This is a genomic window from Ferdinandcohnia sp. GQ5 (genome assembly GCF_059759275.1).
The window spans coordinates 123,007-142,986 of the sequence record NZ_JCAXEW010000005.1 but is presented as its reverse complement, the minus strand read 5'-3'; the positions used below and the strand labels follow the sequence as shown (position 1 = coordinate 142,986).

Annotated in this window: 14 protein-coding genes and 1 pseudogene; all 15 read right to left on the bottom strand. The window is 35.8% G+C overall.

Translation table 11 applies throughout. The features are described 5' to 3' along the window. Window positions 1-3: 3 nt before the first annotated feature. The 15 genes and pseudogenes from AC6CHV_RS08125 to AC6CHV_RS08055 all read right to left on the bottom strand — a co-directional run bounded on the left by AC6CHV_RS08125 (window position 4) and on the right by AC6CHV_RS08055 (window position 19,625). A complete protein-coding gene (locus AC6CHV_RS08125; protein WP_498078643.1) occupies window positions 4-213 on the bottom strand; it encodes a hypothetical protein in 210 nt (69 codons plus the stop codon). A gap of 781 nt (window positions 214-994) precedes the next feature. Further along, window positions 995-1,294, bottom strand: a complete 300-nt coding sequence (trxA, locus tag AC6CHV_RS08120) for a thioredoxin (RefSeq protein WP_498078642.1) — start codon at window positions 1,292-1,294, stop codon at window positions 995-997. 243 nt (window positions 1,295-1,537) lie between these two features. Further along, a complete protein-coding gene (locus AC6CHV_RS08115) occupies window positions 1,538-1,810 on the bottom strand; it encodes a Spo0E family sporulation regulatory protein-aspartic acid phosphatase (RefSeq protein WP_498078641.1) in 273 nt (90 codons plus the stop codon). A 2,451-nt stretch (window positions 1,811-4,261) separates the two neighbouring features. Then, window positions 4,262-4,681 (bottom strand): VOC family protein, encoded by a 420-nt coding sequence (locus AC6CHV_RS08110; protein WP_498078640.1) that lies wholly within the window; start codon window positions 4,679-4,681, stop codon window positions 4,262-4,264. A 441-nt stretch (window positions 4,682-5,122) separates the two neighbouring features. After that, a complete protein-coding gene (locus AC6CHV_RS08105; RefSeq protein WP_498078639.1) occupies window positions 5,123-5,800 on the bottom strand; it encodes a nitroreductase family protein in 678 nt (225 codons plus the stop codon). A 721-nt stretch (window positions 5,801-6,521) separates the two neighbouring features. After that, window positions 6,522-6,821, bottom strand: a pseudogene (locus tag AC6CHV_RS08100) (alpha-galactosidase); the annotation flags it as partial. A 388-nt stretch (window positions 6,822-7,209) separates the two neighbouring features. Next, the gene (locus AC6CHV_RS08095; RefSeq protein WP_498078638.1) at window positions 7,210-8,940 is read right to left on the bottom strand and encodes a CocE/NonD family hydrolase; all 1,731 of its coding nucleotides are present in this window, start codon (window positions 8,938-8,940) and stop codon (window positions 7,210-7,212) included. A gap of 234 nt (window positions 8,941-9,174) precedes the next feature. Beyond that, the gene (locus AC6CHV_RS08090; RefSeq protein WP_498078637.1) at window positions 9,175-10,875 is read right to left on the bottom strand and encodes a PucR family transcriptional regulator ligand-binding domain-containing protein; all 1,701 of its coding nucleotides are present in this window, start codon (window positions 10,873-10,875) and stop codon (window positions 9,175-9,177) included. Between the two features lie 260 nt (window positions 10,876-11,135). Next, window positions 11,136-12,617, bottom strand: a complete 1,482-nt coding sequence (locus AC6CHV_RS08085) for an aldehyde dehydrogenase family protein (RefSeq protein ID WP_498078636.1) — start codon at window positions 12,615-12,617, stop codon at window positions 11,136-11,138. Further along, window positions 12,614-14,179 carry a nitrilase-related carbon-nitrogen hydrolase gene (locus AC6CHV_RS08080; protein WP_498078635.1) on the bottom strand — a complete coding sequence of 522 codons (1,566 nt, stop codon included), beginning with the start codon at window positions 14,177-14,179 and terminating at the stop codon, window positions 12,614-12,616. Before AC6CHV_RS08080 ends, AC6CHV_RS08085 begins: the two co-directional genes overlap by 4 nt. A 27-nt stretch (window positions 14,180-14,206) precedes the next feature. Continuing rightward, on the bottom strand, window positions 14,207-15,187 hold the full coding sequence (locus AC6CHV_RS08075) for an amidohydrolase family protein (RefSeq protein WP_498078634.1): 981 nt from the start codon (window positions 15,185-15,187) through the stop codon (window positions 14,207-14,209). Then, window positions 15,184-15,789, bottom strand: a complete 606-nt coding sequence (locus AC6CHV_RS08070; protein ID WP_498078633.1) for an isochorismatase family protein — start codon at window positions 15,787-15,789, stop codon at window positions 15,184-15,186. The genes AC6CHV_RS08075 and AC6CHV_RS08070 overlap by 4 nt, the downstream gene beginning before the upstream one ends. A gap of 66 nt (window positions 15,790-15,855) precedes the next feature. Further along, complete coding sequence (locus AC6CHV_RS08065) at window positions 15,856-17,145, bottom strand: MFS transporter (protein WP_498078632.1); 1,290 nt, start codon at window positions 17,143-17,145, stop codon at window positions 15,856-15,858. A gap of 154 nt (window positions 17,146-17,299) precedes the next feature. Continuing rightward, window positions 17,300-18,658 carry a dihydroorotase gene (locus AC6CHV_RS08060; protein ID WP_498078631.1) on the bottom strand — a complete coding sequence of 453 codons (1,359 nt, stop codon included), beginning with the start codon at window positions 18,656-18,658 and terminating at the stop codon, window positions 17,300-17,302. Window positions 18,659-18,827: 169 nt separating this feature from the next. Next, complete coding sequence (locus tag AC6CHV_RS08055) at window positions 18,828-19,625, bottom strand: fumarylacetoacetate hydrolase family protein (RefSeq protein ID WP_498078630.1); 798 nt, start codon at window positions 19,623-19,625, stop codon at window positions 18,828-18,830. Between the last annotated feature and the right edge of the window lie 355 nt (window positions 19,626-19,980).

The window sequence follows — 19,980 nt, the reverse complement described above, 5'->3', positions numbered from 1 at the left end:
TCTTCACTCCTTGTTATACCGTTTCATAATCATTTCATAATCAAGCCACTCGTTATTTTCCTTTAAAACTGGTAATCCATTATCCAATATTAAGGTCTGATCTGCATTCATCGAATCAAAGATATTGATAACATTCACATTTAGCTCTAACTTGTTAAATAGCGTGATAACTTCCTGGCATTTACAACAACCTGGTAGTATATATAAAACCATTTCCCTCTCACTCTTTCTCTTCTTTACTTAGTTATATTATTCTCAAAAGCAGCAACAAAGAATTCGTAGTGGTCACACCATTATTTTAATCATTTATTTTAAATGTAAATGTTAGATACCTTACATTAACGTTCCATGATAATGATACATAATAAGGGCATCCACTAAGAGAGGAGTAGTGAACTAGTTTTAAATGTTGAATTAAATAAAATATCAAGTGCATTATATAAAATTACCACGTTTGAAGCCCCGCAGGCTTTTGAACGTTCCGTTTTAGAATCAAATCAGGGCGAATCGATTTACAAAATGCTGATTTTTCTATAGGCTTAATTCTTATATTCTGGCTCATATGCTCAGTAAAAATTTTAATGTTGGTTACAATAAACATCCATTTCTCTTTTTTAAAATAAAACGTTTATGTCATCATTCTCCTTCCTTTTCCTAATTTAGCACCAGCCGAGGTCATATCCTTCCACATAGGCTTTAGAAGGTTATCTTGTAACTTCTCTAACAATCTATATTATCTTTCTATCGTCTTCTAGCCAGACTTGAATCAGTTCTGGCCTATCTAGTTTGTAAACCCTTCCAATTAAGAATAGCACTATACTTTCCCCCACTTCTTTATTTTACTTACTACACCTTACAAGTAAAGGTATTGTAGAAAATTTGATACAAAAATGTTAGTTGTATTACAGACTAGCTATAAAATAGATGGAAGATCATACTCTAATAGAAAAAAGTGACCTCCCGAAACGGTGGTCACTTCTCAATGTTTTTAGTCTTAGTTATGCTTAGTTATTGCCTCCGCTAGTGCTTCCTTAGGTTTAAAACCAACCAAAGTATCTACAACCTCACCATCTTTCATAACTAGTAGAGTCGGAATACTCATTACACCAAATTTGTTGGCTGTTTCTTGGTTCTTATCGACATCTATCTTAACGATCTTAACTTGGTTCCCCATTTCTTCATTAAGCTCTTCTAGAACGGGCGCAATCATTTTACAAGGGCCACACCAAGTGGCGAAAAAGTCAGCTAACATTTCCGTAGTAAATGTTTGATCGGTCACGTTTAATATTGCCATCTCTTATCCATCTCCTTATAATCAATAAATTTTTTAACCTATTAAGAATTTCAATATACTTTGGTGGCACAAGGCGTGTTGTTTAGTTTGGGCTATAAAACTGAATTTCTTCCTTTATAACAACTAGAAGCTTTTATACAGAAAAAAGCCGACTCTTCTTCTTCTACTTAATAACTCATTCTTTACAGTAATCAGGGGTTGAGCACTATAGTGATTTCTTGATCTATCCATCACACCTTATCATTATCTCTTGCTACCTGCCATATACTGATTAAGTAATTCGTCGAGCTCTTGACTTAATTGAATGATTTTAGGAGATTGTAAATGTGTGCTCGTATTAAATAATTCTGCTAGTTCATGTTTCTTTTTCTCTATCATGTACCGTAGTAAATAGATTGGGATTGGCGTTTTTCCTGTTGCATCTTTTAAATTGAAATTGGGAGTCTTTTCTCCAATTTGTTCAAGTTGCTCACCTACAGTTTGTAACTGCCCACATAGGGTAGCTTGCTCATTCACTAATATACTCCTCCAACTCGTAAAGCAAGTCTAACGTTATATTAATTTTCACACTTACAAGTATAGCTTCTTCCTGTATTATAAAATGTTAGATGGCTAACATTTTTTATTTTATATAAAATTTTTGGTAGCAAATTTTTATCAGTTATAAGCGAACATCTCCTCTGTTCGAAGAGATATTCATTTTCTCACCTAGTTTTTAATTTTCTCCAAAGGCACTTTGTAAGGCAATGCTACCTCAGCACTTGCTGTTACCAACTTGACGAAAAGCTTTAACACGAACATCCCCGGTTGCATAGATACCTTACACCTTTGTTTCCATTCGACAATTTAACTCAATGGGTTCATTGAAATATTCCACAAAACGCTAACATAGACTCTACATCCCTTAATTAACAATGGATAATAACCGCCATTACTTAGATATTTTATTTCAGCACCAAGCTCACCTAAAGCGTTTATTAATGGTGAAAAACCAGTCTATTACTCATGCTTTTGCTTACTTCAATCGCCCATATCCCTTCACCAGATACTACCGATGCTCCAGGTAGCGATTAATTGTGGTTCCTTTTCCAGAACCATAATGAAGAATAGAGTCTCCACCAGTTTATTAAAAAGTATGGATTCTGTTTTCTATCATTAATGCTTAAATATAAAAAACGTCCAAGAGAAGTCTCTAGGGACGCTTTCATAACTATTTAAATAACCTTAGATATTCCCCATACCCTTCTTCAGCCCAATCAAGTTGGTACGCAGAAATGATGCCCCATCTGCACATCTTGGTAATCTAGTGAAACATTTTTAGAGACAAACATCAACTTCTTCAAAATCACTTCTCCATGAAAGATTTGAATCAATAAACTAATTTAGGTGCCAATTTTGGAACTTTCAAGACTTTATTCTTGAGCTCCAGTTTCCTTCATTTACGCTGGGAGGAATTATTCAATTGCCGTAGAACAAAATGGTTTCAAAAAGTAAAAAAGTTGCAAAAAAATTTAGCCCCTCTCTCGAGCAAGAAGGGCTACTTATGTAGAATCATGATGTTATTTTATTATAGCCTTTTTACAAAACCTACATTCATGTTTGCCGCTTTCCGTTGGTAATAACTTATACTCCTGGAATACTCCCTACAATCAGTAACTCATTTATTTTTTATCTAGATTTTAAAATTTTATTAGAGAGTTTGTCACTTATAGATTCAGCATTTATTACATTCACAATCTTAATATATCCCGATCCAGTAATACCTCTTTTATTTTCTGGCCAGGTTTAAGCTTACTCATTAGTTTTTCTTTGTCCATCGAGGGAAATCAAGGTATTCTTAGTAGTTTAATATTTACTCCTACGTGATTTCGTTTACTTGTCTACTATTTGTGTCTTACGAGAAGGATGAGTAGTTTTGTCACAATTCAGTTGTGTAAAATAATGCTGTTTTATATGAGCTTTTTATTTCTTTTTATTCCAAATTGCCTTTATGTTTACCCTTTCTTCACTTATAATATTTAAAATTGGTTATCTCAACTTAGTCTTTTATTTGAGTTCTTGGATTTTATCTTCGAATTCGTTTGTATCCAATTCTGCATATAGAATAATGTAACGAAATGTAGGATTTATATTAATGTCACCCTGATACCCATTAGGGTCAAGTTGTCCCTCTATATTAAATTTGATGCTTTTTAAATTGATTTCTTCAGCAAGCAAATTGGCGATTATAGTTTCATTAGAGGCTAATGCACCAAGACAGATATTAAGAGGATTAGTTCCATTGTCTCTTCCTTCTAGTGTGTTTGTCTCTTTAATACGCTATTGGTGACTTTCGGAAAGTATTGAAATGGAGCTTTCTTTTGTTATTGAACTTGCCTAGTATGCCAATAATTTCATAAAAATTCCTCCAACAACCCACTATTAGTTTAGCCTTTATTATTTTGAACTCAATTATTTCCCCATACACTATGCATTTAAAAATTAACTAGATTTTTTTGCTTGGAGAAAAAACAGATATAATCAATGGAAAAGTGATACTTGTGAATGAAGATAAGCTAGTGAAATTTCTATGGAGTTTCCCAAGTCCAGGTTTCGGGGCTGCTATTAAATGGAATGTTTATTAAGCGCACAATTCTTATCATACTAGAATTTTTAATTAATACTAATTAAATCTAAATAGCTTAACTCATATTAGGTTCTTATGAAAAAAAGAATCGATCGAATTATAGACTCTTTCAACGGTATTTGTTTATCTCTGTGTTTTTATTAGCCATGTTTTTTGTATACCCTTTAAGTAGTATATACATTTCATAGATATCAAAAACGACTAAACGCCCTAAGCCCTGTGAGATATAGAACTAAGGCCGTTTAGTTATTGTTTTATAATTTCCACCGTCTACTTGGAGGGAGGTGTTCAGCCTCACAATAATTAGTCCTTTTTTATTTTGATGGTATTTTAAAGTAACATTAATTTTGCTCAGGATAATCACAATACTCAATAATCATACCATCCGTGTTAGCGGGATTTAAGTATATTAATCTTCTACCCTGTTTGTTTATTCTTAACGTTTCCTTCAATACTCGAATGCCTTTACTTTCTAGTTCTTTTAACGCTTCATCGAGATTATTGACATTGTATGCAATATGATGAACACCTTTTCCTTTCTGTTTAATATATCGTGCAATCGGGGAGGTGGTATTGTTTGTTGGAGCAAGCAATTCAATTCGATTTCCACTTACCTCCATAATCGCGATTTCACTTTCTACCCCTTTTGCATCGCTTTTGTATCGATCCAGAAACGTACCTTTCAAAATGTTCTTATAAAATAGTATGCTATCATCTAAACGACGAACGGCAATTCCAATATGATCAAGTTTATAATCCACGTAACCCCTCCTAATACTATGTATATTTTTATTCTAACATCCTCCTACAAAAAATGAACTGTGTCTTACCTTTTGGATTGTAGAAAAAAAACAGTCCATAGAAACTCGGAAGAATATTTAGAGTATGGGTGTGATTCCAATTTCATTTCGATTGTCATCATCACTATTATAGTAAAAACCTTTGGACTCCATTGCATCCGTATTCTTGCCGAATTATTAGAATGAATATATTTTTATTCTTTGCAAATGGGCTGGTTGCTATTTTGTAAAAGTGCAAAAAGAGTATAGAATATGATTGATTTAGTTGATGTAACCCTAAAATTATAAATAGTAACTAAAAATTGCGCTGCCCAATATGGTAGGTTGAACCACTATGTTCGTCTATTTAATAAAGCATGGTTCCTGATTTGCTTGTATTATGAACAGTCTCTTTCATTTTTCCTACTTTACCCACCGAACGATATCATCAAATGACCTTCTCGTTTTCGGAGCTGGTTCATTCACTCGATAGCCAAATGCAATCATTACCGAAATGCCAAAATGACCATTTTCTAAAAGCCCTTCTCTGTCAAGTAATTCATTCATTTTTTGAATATTAAAACCCTCGATGGGACACGAATCTATGCCAATTTCTGCTGCAGCGGTCATCATATTTCCCAAGGCAATGTATGTTTGTTTCGATGCCCAATCAAAGAGGCTTCGATCATCTTCTAAAAGGTTGAAATCCACTTTTTGAAACTCTTTGATTTTCCCATAATACTTTGCCAAATAGTCTTCAGGATAATGTTTTACATTTTTAAAATGGATCTGTAGGTACTCTGAATCAAATGTAGTATCTATTTTTGTTCGAGCTAGTAAAACAACAAAATGACTTGCATTTGGAAGTTTTCCGTATGCACCCCAAGCTGTTTTTTTGATTTTCTCTCTCAATTCTTCATTTTCAATAACAACAAATCTCCAAGGTTCAAAACCAAAAGAGCTAGGTGATAAACGGCCTACTTCCATGATAAACTCGAAATCTTCAGCTGTTATTTTTCTATGGGGATCAAATTGTTTCGTTGCATGTCTGAAGTGGTGAGCATCTAGAATCTCTTGTTTTCGCATTTCTTTATTTCTCATTCTGAAATTCACTCCTTTTTCAATTCGCACAAATCCAATAAAAAAACACCATATGGAGGTACTTGATGTAATTACAAGCCTAGTATGTTCAATTCGATTCTTTATCATCATAATAATCTTTGATGTTCCTAACGAAATTGCTTATTGAATTTGGTACCTTACCATCTCGTGTGCACACATTAATTCCTGGAATAATCGTTTCTTTCATAGAAATCCCCTTTGGTTTTAGTTTTCAGGAAGCCTAGGCTTGCTGCTCCAATAAAGATAAAGTTAAAACCCAATGGGTAACCACATTTGCCACAAGTCCATCATAGAAATAAAAATCGTCCTGTAAAGTCATCTAAGACTGATACCACCATCTCTACACGTGCTGTAACACTGGTAGAGAATAAGTACAAACTGGTCTAAGTGGCGACCAAACAAACTTGTTCCTCCCACAAAAAACTATAAAATATCTTCTTTCATTTGTAACTGTACATTACATGAGAGCGCTGTTTTATAAGCTTGTTAATGAGAGATATTCACGCCTCTTTATCAAATAATTTCTACGTGTTAACTTTAAGGTTCTTTTTTGTCAAATTGAAAAATTTTTCGGTTTGTTGTCCTTGGGCTGAAGAGAGGAATATTCGTCTAGGATTGTTCCTTCTTCTATTAGAATATTTAACAGTAATTTTGAATCAAAAAATTAACATATTGGTAAAATAACTTCAACGGATGTTCCTTTATTAGCCTTTTGCGCTAAACTTCCAAGTCCGCTTTGAAGTTTCCTCAAATTGACAAACCAATCCCCCAAGGAACTAGTATCATCCTCCCGTTTACCAAACCAACCATCATCCAACACAAGCAATTCAATTCCTAATTCTGCTTCTGTTTTTGCAATTGAAACAATTTTCTCCTCGTCAAAATCAAAATATGTTGCTTCCCAATTATTCACTAATATAGGTCGTTCTTTATCTCTATGACTCCCCCTACATAATCGTGAACGATAGAGTCGATGATAAGTTCTAGACATTTTGCCTAAGTCATTCAGAATTACATATTTTAGATTATTTGTAGGTATTTGTAATATATTTGAATAGGAGAAACCGTGTAGATACAGGCTTTATCAATGTTTAATGGATTAATACAAGTAATTTTGGATTAAAGGATTAAAGAAGGTTTAAGGAGTGGTTATTCTAGGACTCTAAAAAAATTAACATTAATTGAACTAAAGAAAGAGTACACCTCATGCTAAAACCATTTATCCTATAACTAGCAAAAGCCGAATCATGAAATGCTGGCCATTGACTAGTTTTCTAGATATCCTCAACAAAAGGTAATAGAGGTATCAAAGAGTCAGAGTAAGATTAGATTAAAAATAAAATAAATAGAGGATAGCAATGGATTCAGCTTCCTCTATTTATTTTATTTTAACGTTCTTTTGGGATTACTGGCACAAGTAAATAAGATTCTTTTCCTGAAAATGTGTGAATAGTAGCCTTACTTCTGAATACCTCTTCAGGGCGATCACGAGGATCATCATGCCAGAAGGCACCTGAACCTGTCATCAATCTTGCATGGTACATGGTTCCCTCTTCATCATGACTATAATCAGAACCACCTACCGTTAATCCTAGTTTATATCCTTTTGGTATAACAATTGATGTTGGCCAAAGTTCAATATCAAGTTCATATACCTCATTAGGAATTAACGGCTGAACTTCATCATGAGGATGAAATGGTCGGTATTCTGTGCTCTTTTCAAGGTTTAGTTTACGATGAGAAGCGCGGAGCCATCCCTGAGTAATAGGAGTTTTTGGGTCCTGGGCTCCACTGAACAATACTTCTTTCCCAGTTGGATCAAAGAGTCTAATTGTTAAGAATACATCTGTGTCTTCTGTAGATGAAGAAACAAATAGTTTTGCAGAAACAGGTCCTGTAATTTCCATTTCCTCTTCGTATGTTGGAGTCAGAAACGTTACCCCATCACTGAATGTATCATATTCAATATGACCTTCGATGGGCTGTTTACTCAAGCTTAAATTGTTTGTATCTAAATATAGACGTGTCCATTCTGTTTTTGGAAGCGGCCAAGCTTCTTCCTGTCTATTAACAAACCCATCAACACCTCTAACTTGCAATAATACTGGTGGAAGCTCGTTCCATCCATTATCTTCCCCTTTTAGATAATAATCAAAAAATCGTCTTTGAAGATTTCTTCCGTAGTCAGTATAAAAGTGTGTCCAATGTTCCAGTCCGTGAATTTCCAGCCACTTTTCCTTTGAGGCAGCCTGCACATACCCCTCTACATTTCCTCTTAAATGTAAACCAAGGCCGCCCCAGTTACCTGCTGACAAAATGGGAACGGTTACTTTAGACCAGTCCACCTGTCTTTCCTTATAATAAGGATCGGTTGTTAACTTGTTAGAGTATATTTCATGATCGATATCAATTCTATTTTTGGCAAGTTCTTCATCTGATAATGTATCAGGTCCTGCTATCAATTTACCTGTATTGGGGTTAATTGAGCCATTTTTTCCGACTCCATTCTGAACCTTTAATACTTGTGGTCCATACCATGTAGACCAGAAACCTGAAGCAATTCCTCCATGATGGGTTGCATCTCTATAGAAATCACTTGCGCCCTCCCAAGGACATATCGCAACTAGATGAGGTGGCTGTAGTGCTGCTACTTGCCATTGATTCATACCATAATAAGAAATTCCATTTAAACCTACTTTTCCGTTACTCCATGGTTGTACCCCTGCCCATTCAATACATTCATAAAAATCTTGTGTTTCTCTTTTTGAAAAAGGATTTAAATAACCAGGCGAAGTTCCTGTTCCTCTTGAATCCACACGAATACAAATATATCCATATGGAACCCACTTTTCTGGATCTACCGCTTCCCACGTTTGATATTTATTGGTGGAGCCTTCTGGAATTTCTGGATGTTCCTCTGTCATACGTTTCCATTGCCAAGGATAACCTTCCTGGAATGGTAGTCCTTTGGCATATGGACCATAGGTCATAATAACTGGATATTGTCCATCTTCAACCGGAGCATAAATATCTGCACGAACAATACTTCCATCACTCATTGGGATTTCAACATCCCATGTTATTTTCATATTATCCTGAATTACCGTTTCTACTGCCATATTTTTCCCACCTCTCCAAAAGTAAATAGATCAAGTTTCTTACTTAGCGCCAAAAGATTTAACTAAAAAATTCGACCTTATAAAATTTTCTGAATTCTTTAAGGGTGATAGATCCTATACATACTATATTTCAAAATAAATAGAAATTCTTTATGGGAAGTAAACAAATAATCGTAATTTAAAATGTTGACTTCTAACAATCAAAGGAAAGTATTATCTCTTGGAGTTAAAGGCCTATTCTGTTCTTAATAAAGCAGAAGGATTATCGAGTATTTCAGCCGCTTCGAGCGCAAATAAATATGTAAAACGAACCTCCCAAGAATTTATATCCCGTTTAATAACACTCTGAATCTTTTTTAATCTGTAAGCAATTGTGTTTGGATGGACAAACATACGTTTTGCTGTTTCATGTGCATTGCCGCCATTTTGCAGATATACATATAACGTTTCCCTTAGAACATCGTTATATTGATTATCATGAGTCACAAGATCTGCTAAAAAGTCATTGCAAAAGTTCCTTAATTCTTCTCTGTTATGGACCATCGAAATGATCCTATGTATCCCCAAATCCTGATAAAGTACAATAGGTCCTTTCATTTGAAACGACTTAGCAATTGATTTAGCCGAGATTGCCTCATTAAAACTTTTGCCAACTTGCTGTAAATCAGTTTGCGCGCTACCGATTCCTGCAAAATAACTATGAATAAGCTGTTGTTTTTTACATTCACTTAGAACAATATCTAGTTCTTTTCCTAATGTACCTTCAGCAGAGGAAACAATTGATGATTGAAAGAACGCCAATACATATAACGTGGAAGTTTCACTCCTTCCTACAAAAACATTGTCAAAGTGATTAAGAAGGTGTTGCTTAATTTTCTCAGTCAACTGTTCTGTTGAGGTGTCCCAGGCATAGCTCTCCTCAATTATATTTTCTCCACCTAAATCGACTACAGCCATCACAACAGGCTTTATCCAATCATTGCGATGTAAATAAAATTCATTTACTAAATCTGAGCCAAACCTTCCATTCACAAGATCGTTAATCATTGATACAGTTTTAGTTCTTAATGTCCGTTCATGAATAACCTGCTTCATAAACTGAAGGGCCAAAGTAGTTGTAGCATGGTCAAGAATCGTTAAGTCAAGCTGAGACACTTTTTTATTCGTTGCAATAATAGAAATAAAACCATAAACCATTTTATTAGAGAGAATGGGAACAGTGATAGTATTTAGACTTATGTTAGATTTTAGGGGAATCTCCAGTTTTCCTTTTATTTTATTTGATATCACGTTTTTATAAAAATCGGTACATGCTAGTTTTTCTTTAAAAACAGGACTTAACCGTTCCTCTATGAATTTATTATTTTTTTCTTCGTCTATAATACTGTTTTGACTCAATGAAATATGGTTAAGCCTCGCATCTTCAATAATAATTGGATTCCCGACAAGATTTGAAATCTGATTGGCAATCACCTGAACAGATTCATTTTCGAGAACAAGAGATATTAATGCGTTATGTACTTCTTCGGTTCTTTGAAGGATGTTTATTTGGGTATCCATAAGTAGATTCATAACGGACTCAATAACATTTGGCCATGTAACCTCCGTTGATATTTCAATGATAGGAAAATTTAACCGATCAGCAATTTTAATTATTGATATCGGTACTTCTCCCAAAAAGCGGCTAGTTTTTATTGCTAACGCTGCGGCACCATTGACAAATAAACTTTCAACCCATTCCATCTGGTATTTGATACCTTTGCTAATAAAATATGCTGTGGTACAAACAAGCTCACCACCACGCAACCAATTGGCAGCGTCAGGTACCTCTGCTACCGTTACTGTGCTGACAATGCGTTGAAGTCCCTTTGCTCCGCCAAGGATTTTTGATGATTGAAATGGATTTGTATTTAAAATCTGTTCAACTGATATCAACGTCTAGGTCCTCCTTGTTTGAAAAATCAGCCTTTAGCCATATGAAGCTAACAGTTTTCCCTAAAAAGTGGGGCACTTTTCTTATAATCTATTTTCTAAAATGGTTGAACTTGGTTACAATTATATCAGTTTCTAGTATTATCTTAGAGATTATTGCGAAAAAATAAATATTTATCAATCTCTAAAAATTTAAAAAAGTAGAAGAAAAGCGAAGAAATTAAAGGGAGTTTTGGATAACCTTTAATTTCTTCGCTTTTTCCTTAACTATATCTTTTCACCTGAACACTCCCATCGAACCAATCGAAACTTTCTTCTTGAATATTGACAATGACATTTCGAATTTTTGAGTAGTCCTCAAAGCACTTTATACTATTCTCCAATCCTATACCACTGCTTTTAAAACCACCCCAAGGGGAAGACGGGTCTATACGGTGATGATCATTAATCCATATAATACCTGCCTCAAGTTTGCTAGCAAGGCTATGTGCCTGCCTTATATTATTGCTCCAAACAGACATAGCCAATCCCATATCTGTTCCATTTGCAAGCTCTATTAGTTCGCTAGTATTAGAGTATTTAAGAACACAAGTTACTGGTCCAAAAATTTCTTCTTGGGCAATTCGCATGTTATTTTGAACGTTTTTAAAAATAGTTGGTTCAATATAATACCCTTTACCTTCAAGAGATTTTCCCCCAAATGCAATTTCTGCACCTTCATCCTTACCGATTTGTATATAATCCAAAATTCTGCGATACTGTGTTTCACTAATAACGGGACCAATATCTGTTTCCATTTTCTGTGGATCTCCCATTTTAAGGCTCTTCGTTTTTTCAACAAAACTTTCCATGAATTCATCATACTGTGATTCATGAACGAAAATACGGGAGCCTTGTACACAAGTTTGTCCCGTAGCAATAAATGCAGCAAATGCAGATCCATTTACTGCTTCTTCTATATTCGCATCAGGTAAGATAAGAACAGAAGCCTTTCCCCCTAGTTCTGCTGCTACTTTGGCTAAATTGAACCCAGCTGCAGCGGCGATATGTCTTCCTGTTTCCGTTCCACCTGTTACATCCACTTTTGCCAGATTTTTATTTGTGCTGAGGGCCTTCCCAGCTACAGCCCCATAACCGGGCACTATATTTATAATCCCATTTGGAACACCGGCTTCTTTTGCAAGTTCTCCCAAAATGGAGGGGGTAACTGGTGCATTTTCCGATGGTTTAATGACAACGGAGTTCCCTGCTGCTAATGCTGGAGCAAGCTTCTTGGTTAGAATTAATAACGGATGATTCCAAGGCGTAATTAGTCCAACAACTCCTAGTGGAATTCTTTGTGTATAATTTAAATAATCACCACTAAATGGAGGTGAATTGGTCCCATGCGTTTTTAATACGCTAGCAAAAAATTCAAACCACTCCGGCAACCTTGATAGCTGTGCCTTCATTTCACGAATAGGACGGCCAGTAATTATTGATTCTAGTTCTGTAAGCTCACCAAGATTATCCCGTAGTAAAGTAGCTAGTCGGTTTAGTACACTGAATCGTAATCCCTGATCGTAGGACCAAGGAGTTTCTTTGAATGCCTTTACTGCACTTTCAATTGCCCACTCAACATCCTTTTCGTTGCCTTCCGCAGCTTCTGCAATAATATCCCCTGTCGCAGGATTAATAACTGGAAAATACCTGTTTAGGAATGGTGTCCTAAATTCTCCATTGATGAATATATCAACTTTCTTCATTTGATTAGCCCCCCATAGTTTTGTGGATTCCGATTCAATACAACGTTTGTCCCGGGTACAATTTCTTTTATTCTGCTATTTACAAACGGAACTAGAGTACCACAAGCATGTTTTCTCAAGGACTCTAACGTGGAAGATATAACGCCCCCATTTGGATCAATTATTTGACTAATATTTCTGTGTTCATTAGATGATTGTGATGTTATCATATAGATTCTATTTTCAGCGGCCCTAGTTCTAGCGATCTTAACAGCTATCTCAGGAGAATACTGATTTGGCCAAATAATACAATCTGCACCAAGTAACATCAACGTTCTAGACCACTCAGGCAGCATCCCTTCTACCCCGTGCATAATGGCAATTCTGCCCCATTTTGTTTCAAAGATTAAACTTTCTACATTTAGATCCTCGTTACCTTGCGAATGTATAGTTGAATACCTTTTTTGAATCCCCTCGTTTGTCATCATATAACTAATCATTTCACCAGAATTATCAATTGTTGTTGCAATTAGATAACAATTGACAGGAAGAATACTTTTTAGTTCATTAGTTACTTGTTCTATATTCACATGATTAGGGGGCATAACAATTAATGTGCTGCCTTGATCAACCATCCTTCGGACCATTTGGAGATATTCTTCCTCCATATAACCAGACGCAACTACAACAAATGGCGTTAGATCAGCAGGAATCAATGGTTCCTTCATATATTTTACGATGGGCAAAGAATCGATGGGATATGTAAGGGGTTGATAATAATGTGGTTTTCTTTGTTCAGAAAACTTCACTTCTCCTACTATTTTTTTAATCTTTCCTTGACCATCACAAGGAATCTCAGCAGATATAATTTCATCTTTATCCGAACTTGCCTGAATTAAGCAAGACCCATCGGGTGAAAAAATACTCGAACGGCCTGCATATGTAATAGTGTTTGCTTCTACTCCCCATTTATCAGAGACAGCTAGCCAAACCTGGTTTTCCAATGCCCGTGTTGATAACATATATGCACTTTGCGCATTGTGGAGTTCAGATATATCTGGTCCCGTTGCAGTCAGGTTTGCTAAATCAATAATTAGCTCTGCCCCTTCAAGGGCTGCTAACCGAATGATTTCCGGCATTCTTGCATCAGCACATACAACAAGCGCTAATCTTCCAAACTCCGTATCTACTATTGCGGTCTCCTCTCCAGCACTAAACCATGTACTATCAAAATGCCATAAAAAGGATTTGCGTTTTTTTGCAATTTCTACTCCCTCGCGATTCAATAAAACAGCAGTATTATAAAGGTATTTTTTCTCTTTTTCCGCATATCCATATGCAATATAGGTTTTTTCTCTAATTGCAATTTGTTTTATTTTATTTAAATAATTTTCGCTCTCTTCAAGTATCTCGGTAAGATTCCCTTCTTCATGTCCTAAAAAATAGGCTGGAAAAGCAGCCTCCGGAACAATGATTAAATCATTTTCGGAAGCGGCCTTTTCCACCATATTTAATAGTTTTTGCATGGCATTCTTATAATCTTTTAAGTCATTTGCCTGAACTTGAATCGATGCTATTTTCATTCTTATCTCTCCTTTTTGCCATCAAAGTCAACTATTAAATAAGTGTTTTGCATTCCCTTGATAGATTAATTCTTTAGTTTTGTCAGGAAGTTGACATTCCTCCACAATTTCTCTCGGTTTAAGTGTCCCCATATCAAATGGATAGTCACTACCTAATACCACCTGCTCGGGTCCAACAAAATCAATTAAAAATTTTAAAGTTTGCGGGTTAAAAGTTAATGTATCAAAATAGAAACGATTAAGATATGTCGATGGTCTTTCCTTACAGCTTCTGCTTTCCTTTCTCTCCTGGTATCCTTTATCGAATCTGCCAATTTGATAAGGTAAATAGCCTCCACCATGTGCAAGCATCACTTTTAAGTTAGGAAAACGATCAAGAATCCCTCCAAATATGAGGCTTCCAGCCGCTACCGTTGTATCCAATGGATTTCCTACTAGATTAGTAAAATAATATTTGGACATCCCAGCTTTGTCACCTACATAATAAGGATGTAAAAACAAAGTGACATTTAATGCCTCTGCAGCTTCGAAGAATCCAGTAAATTGAGGGTCATCCAAATTTACCCCTTCAATAGAAGTTCCAATTTCCACAGCGTTTAGTTGAAGTTCATGAACAACCCTCTCCATTTCTTTTACCGCGAGAGTTGGTTTTTGCATGGGAACAGTAGCCATTCCTTGGAATACGGACGGATTCTCTGCAATAAATTCAGCAATCCCGTCATTAATGAAACTGCTTACCCCTGCTGCGGTTTCAGGGTCTAACCAGTAATTAAACATCGGAGGTGCTGGAGATAATACAGCCTTGTCAATTTCACCTTTTTTAAAATCCTCTAATTTTGCATCTGCATCATAAAATTTATCAAATAAAGGGTAGGCATATCCTTGATGATGAACAATCCATTCAACATTTTCTTTCTTTTGAATATCGGCTTGAAATCTAGTATCCCCGGAACGGATTGCGTCTACTACCTTTTTGGGGATGATATGATGGTGTGAATCTATTATCATATTAATACACCAACCAATTCCTTAGAGGATTTCACCTTACCAAATGCTCTTTCGAACACTTTTAGTGCAGCCTCGTGGAAGTATTCTCCATCCATAGTGTCCACACAATCAGATACCATGGTTACGTCATAATCTCGAACAGATGCATCAATAGAGGTGGCTAAACAACAGGAGTTTGTGTTTACACCAGTAATCCATAAGGAATTAATCTGATTGGCTTTCAATACAAAGTCAAGATCGGTTGCGATAAAACAGTCGTAACGTTTTTTTGTATCAATTAAAATATCTTTTTCATCCCATAATTCAGGAATGACCTCTACCCCTGGCATTCCTTCAAGGTTATGTTTCCCCACATTTTTGCGGGTCGCTTTTGGATCATTTGCTCGGTCATACCACGCTGGGTTTGATAAAATTTCCTGTTCATTTCTGTATTGGGTAAGTAGATGAATAATAGGGATATCTAACTTACGACATTCCTCAAAAAATACACGATTTGCTTTGATTACCTGCATACATTTATCAGTTGGCAATGGCATAGTAGCTACGGATGGATCTAGGTGTCCTCTGTGTAAATCAATTGCAATAACAGCCATTTTTTTCATAACATTTCCTCCAAATTAGTAATATTAGGGGAGAAACCCGAGGTACCCCCCTTTACTTTTATAATTTTATCCGTGGATTCCGGCCTTGTTTGCCTGGTGTTTGGAAAGATTAATTTTATCATCCTGCATAAATAATACTGCAATAACGCCAATAATCGGGAAGACGGTTAATTCCCAGAACGCGGCTCCACCCCAGCCAACATTCTCAACTAACAATGCGAAAATATAACCTGCAATTGCGGATGGTAAATATAAGGAACTAATAAATATCCCTGATGCCCGGCCAACATATTCCACACGGACACTACGTTGAATCAAAGAGTAAACGTTTACAAATAAGATCCCACTGCCGAATGTCCCCATTAAGAAACTAAGTACATAATGTTGCAATGGTGTAGTAGCAACGTTAAACAATAAGTATCCCGTAATCATGGCACCTATAAATGCAATTACAATTACATAACGCTGATTGAAACGATCACCAAGCCATCCACCAACTAGTCCCATTAAGGCTCCAATCCCAAACAAACTAAGAGCAAAGCCAGCAGTAGGACCCTCAAATCCAAGTTCACTCGTTAAATATTTAACGTATAATCCAACATAACCATAAATTGAAGCACCAACTGCAACTGCAGCAGTTGCACATAATATTACATTGCGATTGTATAATTTATCAGGTATATGTGACTGGTCAATTTTTTTAGATTTATTTGAATCTACTTCTATTTCTTTCGTCTCCGTGAATATCTTTGGCACAATAAAGAAAATGATAATTGCTAGGACCAATCCTAGAATTGCGTATAAATAAAATGGCATTTTCCAACCGTAAGCAACTGCCATTTTGGCTCCCAAATAGGGTCCCAAAAATCCGCCAACTCCGTATGCAAAGTTTAAGGAACCAATGGCCAATGACCGATGACTAGAGAAGTATGTTCCAACAGCAGAGAAAAGAGCAGCGTTTTGTAAGGCTTCGCCAATACCAGTAATTGCACGATATGCCAGCATATCAGGAAATCCGATTGCCAGCGCAGTAAACATTGTAAAAGCAGAGTAAATAACAATACCTATAATCATGACTGCTTTTCGGGATAATTTATCCAATAAAAAACCTGTTGGAATACCTGCTAAACCGATTCCCAATGTAAAGATTGTAGATAACAAACCACTTTGAGTTAAACTAAACCCATATTCTGATTGAACGGCTCCAACTACTACGGGAAACACTTGTCTGTCCATTGCGTTAATTACATAGGAGGCTGCTAAAAGAACTAGGATAGCAATAGCGACTTTGGTACTTAATTTTCTTTGAGGTTTTTCCTCAATAACTACGTCGTTTCTTTGAACTGCTGTCTTCATCAAATTCTTCCCCCTTCACCCTTTAAAGCATAATTAAAATACAATGAATTCTTTAGACTAATCTTTAAAACTCTTGGGAATCTAACAATTGTTATTAATCTACTTCAACTCCTTTCCTTATTATGTAAATTTTTTATATTGTTTACTGCAAATACTATTTATTGATTACATTTAATTTTTGCAGTCTACTAACTGGTTGGCCAATACCTGGTTCCGCAACAATATTCCCCTTTTGATAAACTATAGCTCCGTTTACAATCGTATAAATAGGCTTACCGGTAATTTCTACTCCGTCAAATGGAGACCATCCTGATTTGGAAATGATATTTTCATTTTTTATGGTCCATTTATGATTCATATCTAGTAAGACTAAGTCTGCATCTGCCCCGACCATGATACACCCTTTATTTGGATAAAGGCCAAGTAGCTTTGATGGTGTTTCACTGTATATTTCAATTACTCTTTCCAATGAAATTTTCCCTTGATTGACCAGATTCAGCATCATAGGTAGGGTTGTTTCCACTCCTGGCAATCCAAAGTTACATTCCCAAATGTTACCGCTAAGCTTCTGTTCAACGGTCGATGGTGCATGGTCAGTGGAAAGAATTTGAATGTCTCCAGCGAGGATCATTTCCATTAATCTTTCTTGTTGTTCCACCTTTCTTGCGGGAGGAGTAAACTTGCCAAATGGACCTCTCTCCAATACCTTTTGATCATCCATAAAGATATATTGAGGACAAATTTCTCCATAAAGCATTGCACCCTCAGCTTGTTCGCGTTTAATTAATTCCACTACTAAAGGGTGGCTAATGTGGGCAATTGTCGCTTGGACACCAGTTAATCGAGCCATTAAGGCCACGTTAGCAACAGCAACTTCCTCAGCTGTTTCCGAACGCCATTCCGAAATAATTCCATGGTCACATCGATGAGCCGCTTTTAATCTCTTTTCATTTCCTTCTGTAATGGCATCATCCTCACAATGCACCAAGCATCTACCATTAAAAGAAGCGATTTCTTCAAATGCCTTATATAACTGATCATTATTCATTGTAGGAATACCATGGGTCGTACATGTAAATATTTTAAATAAGATGGCTCCACATTCCCAAAGCGCTTTCAAATTCCCTAAATCTTCTGGGAAAACATGTGCTGTTAAACCGTAGTTCACAACAGATCTTTTCTTTAAATATTCATTTTTTTCTTTAAAAGCTTTGACATTACGTACTGGAAACGCATGGGTGTGTTCAATAACAGTTGTAACTCCGCCTGTGGCTGCTGCCATTGAACCATGAATAAAATCTTCACGGTCAGTTTCCCCTGGATCCATAAAATGAACATGTTGGTCTACCATCCCAGGAACCAACACTAAATCTTTTGCATCAATATATTGTCGGGCATTTAGCAACGGCGATTTACTAATTGCTGCAATCTTCCCATCTGCAATAGATATACTCCCAACATACCGCTGTCTTGATGTAACAATTGTGGCATTTAAAATTTCTAATTCAAACATTGGAAATCACTCCTGTAAATTATGCGACTTTATATTGGTACTGCTTGACAAATAAGTAATTTAAGAGACTCTCTGAATAAAAGAATGTTGATTGGATTAACTGAAAAAGCCGCCTGATAAATGAAATCAAAAAGAGACTGTCTAAGATGGCTAGGGAATTTTTAAACGCCTATTTTACATAATTAATTAGTTTACCAATATCCTCCACCTCTATGGTTACCATATCACCTGATTTCATTGGGCAACTTCCTGCAGGTGAACCAGTAGCTAAGACATCACCTGGTTCAAGTGTCATTATGTTTGAAATCCAACTAATAAGAAACGGAATAGAAAAGGTCATCTCATTCGTATTACCATCTTGTACGACTTTTCCGTTTAAAGTTGTAACTATTCGTAAATTAGTCGGATCAATACCTGTCACAATACATGGCCCCAAGGGACCAAAAGTATCGAAACCCTTTCCACGTGTAAACTGGGGATCTTTTTTTGTAAGGTCCCTTGCTGTCACATCATTGAAAATTGTACAGCCATAAATATAGTCCATCGCCTCTTCTTCCCTAATATTTTTACCACTTTTCCCAATAATAAGGGCTACCTCCCCTTCCATCTCCACCTGACTGGTTACATTATTTGGAGGAATGATAATTTCCCCTTTATCAGGTATTAAAGTAGTTACTGGTTTTAAAAATAAAAATGGTTCTCTGAGATAGGCCTGTCCATCAGTCTCTTTAGCGTGTTCTGCATATGTCCAACCAAAATTAATAACTTTTGATGGTTTAACTGGCTCTAAAATGAACACATCATTATATTTAACACTAGTTCCATCAAATTGGAGATTATTATTTACAACTTCAGCAAATGTACTGGATAATTGAAAGATTTCATCGTCTTCCACAATTCCATAATGCACTTTCCCTTCATAATTCTGATACCGAACAACCTTTTGCATTTTTTTAAGAACCTGCATAACCAGACTCAACTCCTGTAGGATAAGTTATCATGACAATTAGCACTAATAAAGATTTTTTCCATAAATTTTACACCTTTGACTCATCCTGCATGTTAAGCAACTAAAAAATAATATGATTTAATAATAATTGTTAACAAACCCTATTCCATTAGCCCGCGTTCACAAAAATAACTAACTTCTTTTGTGATTAGTTAATAAATACAATTTATAGGGTCCGTTGTTAAAAAAATTAAAGGAACCGCCGTTTTTTTAACAATACTTAGCAAGGTTTCATGATGAAATCCGGTTTTTACTGCATGCATAGTATGCCGGCGGAATGGATTATAGAAATGAGGATGGTGCTTTTTGGAGA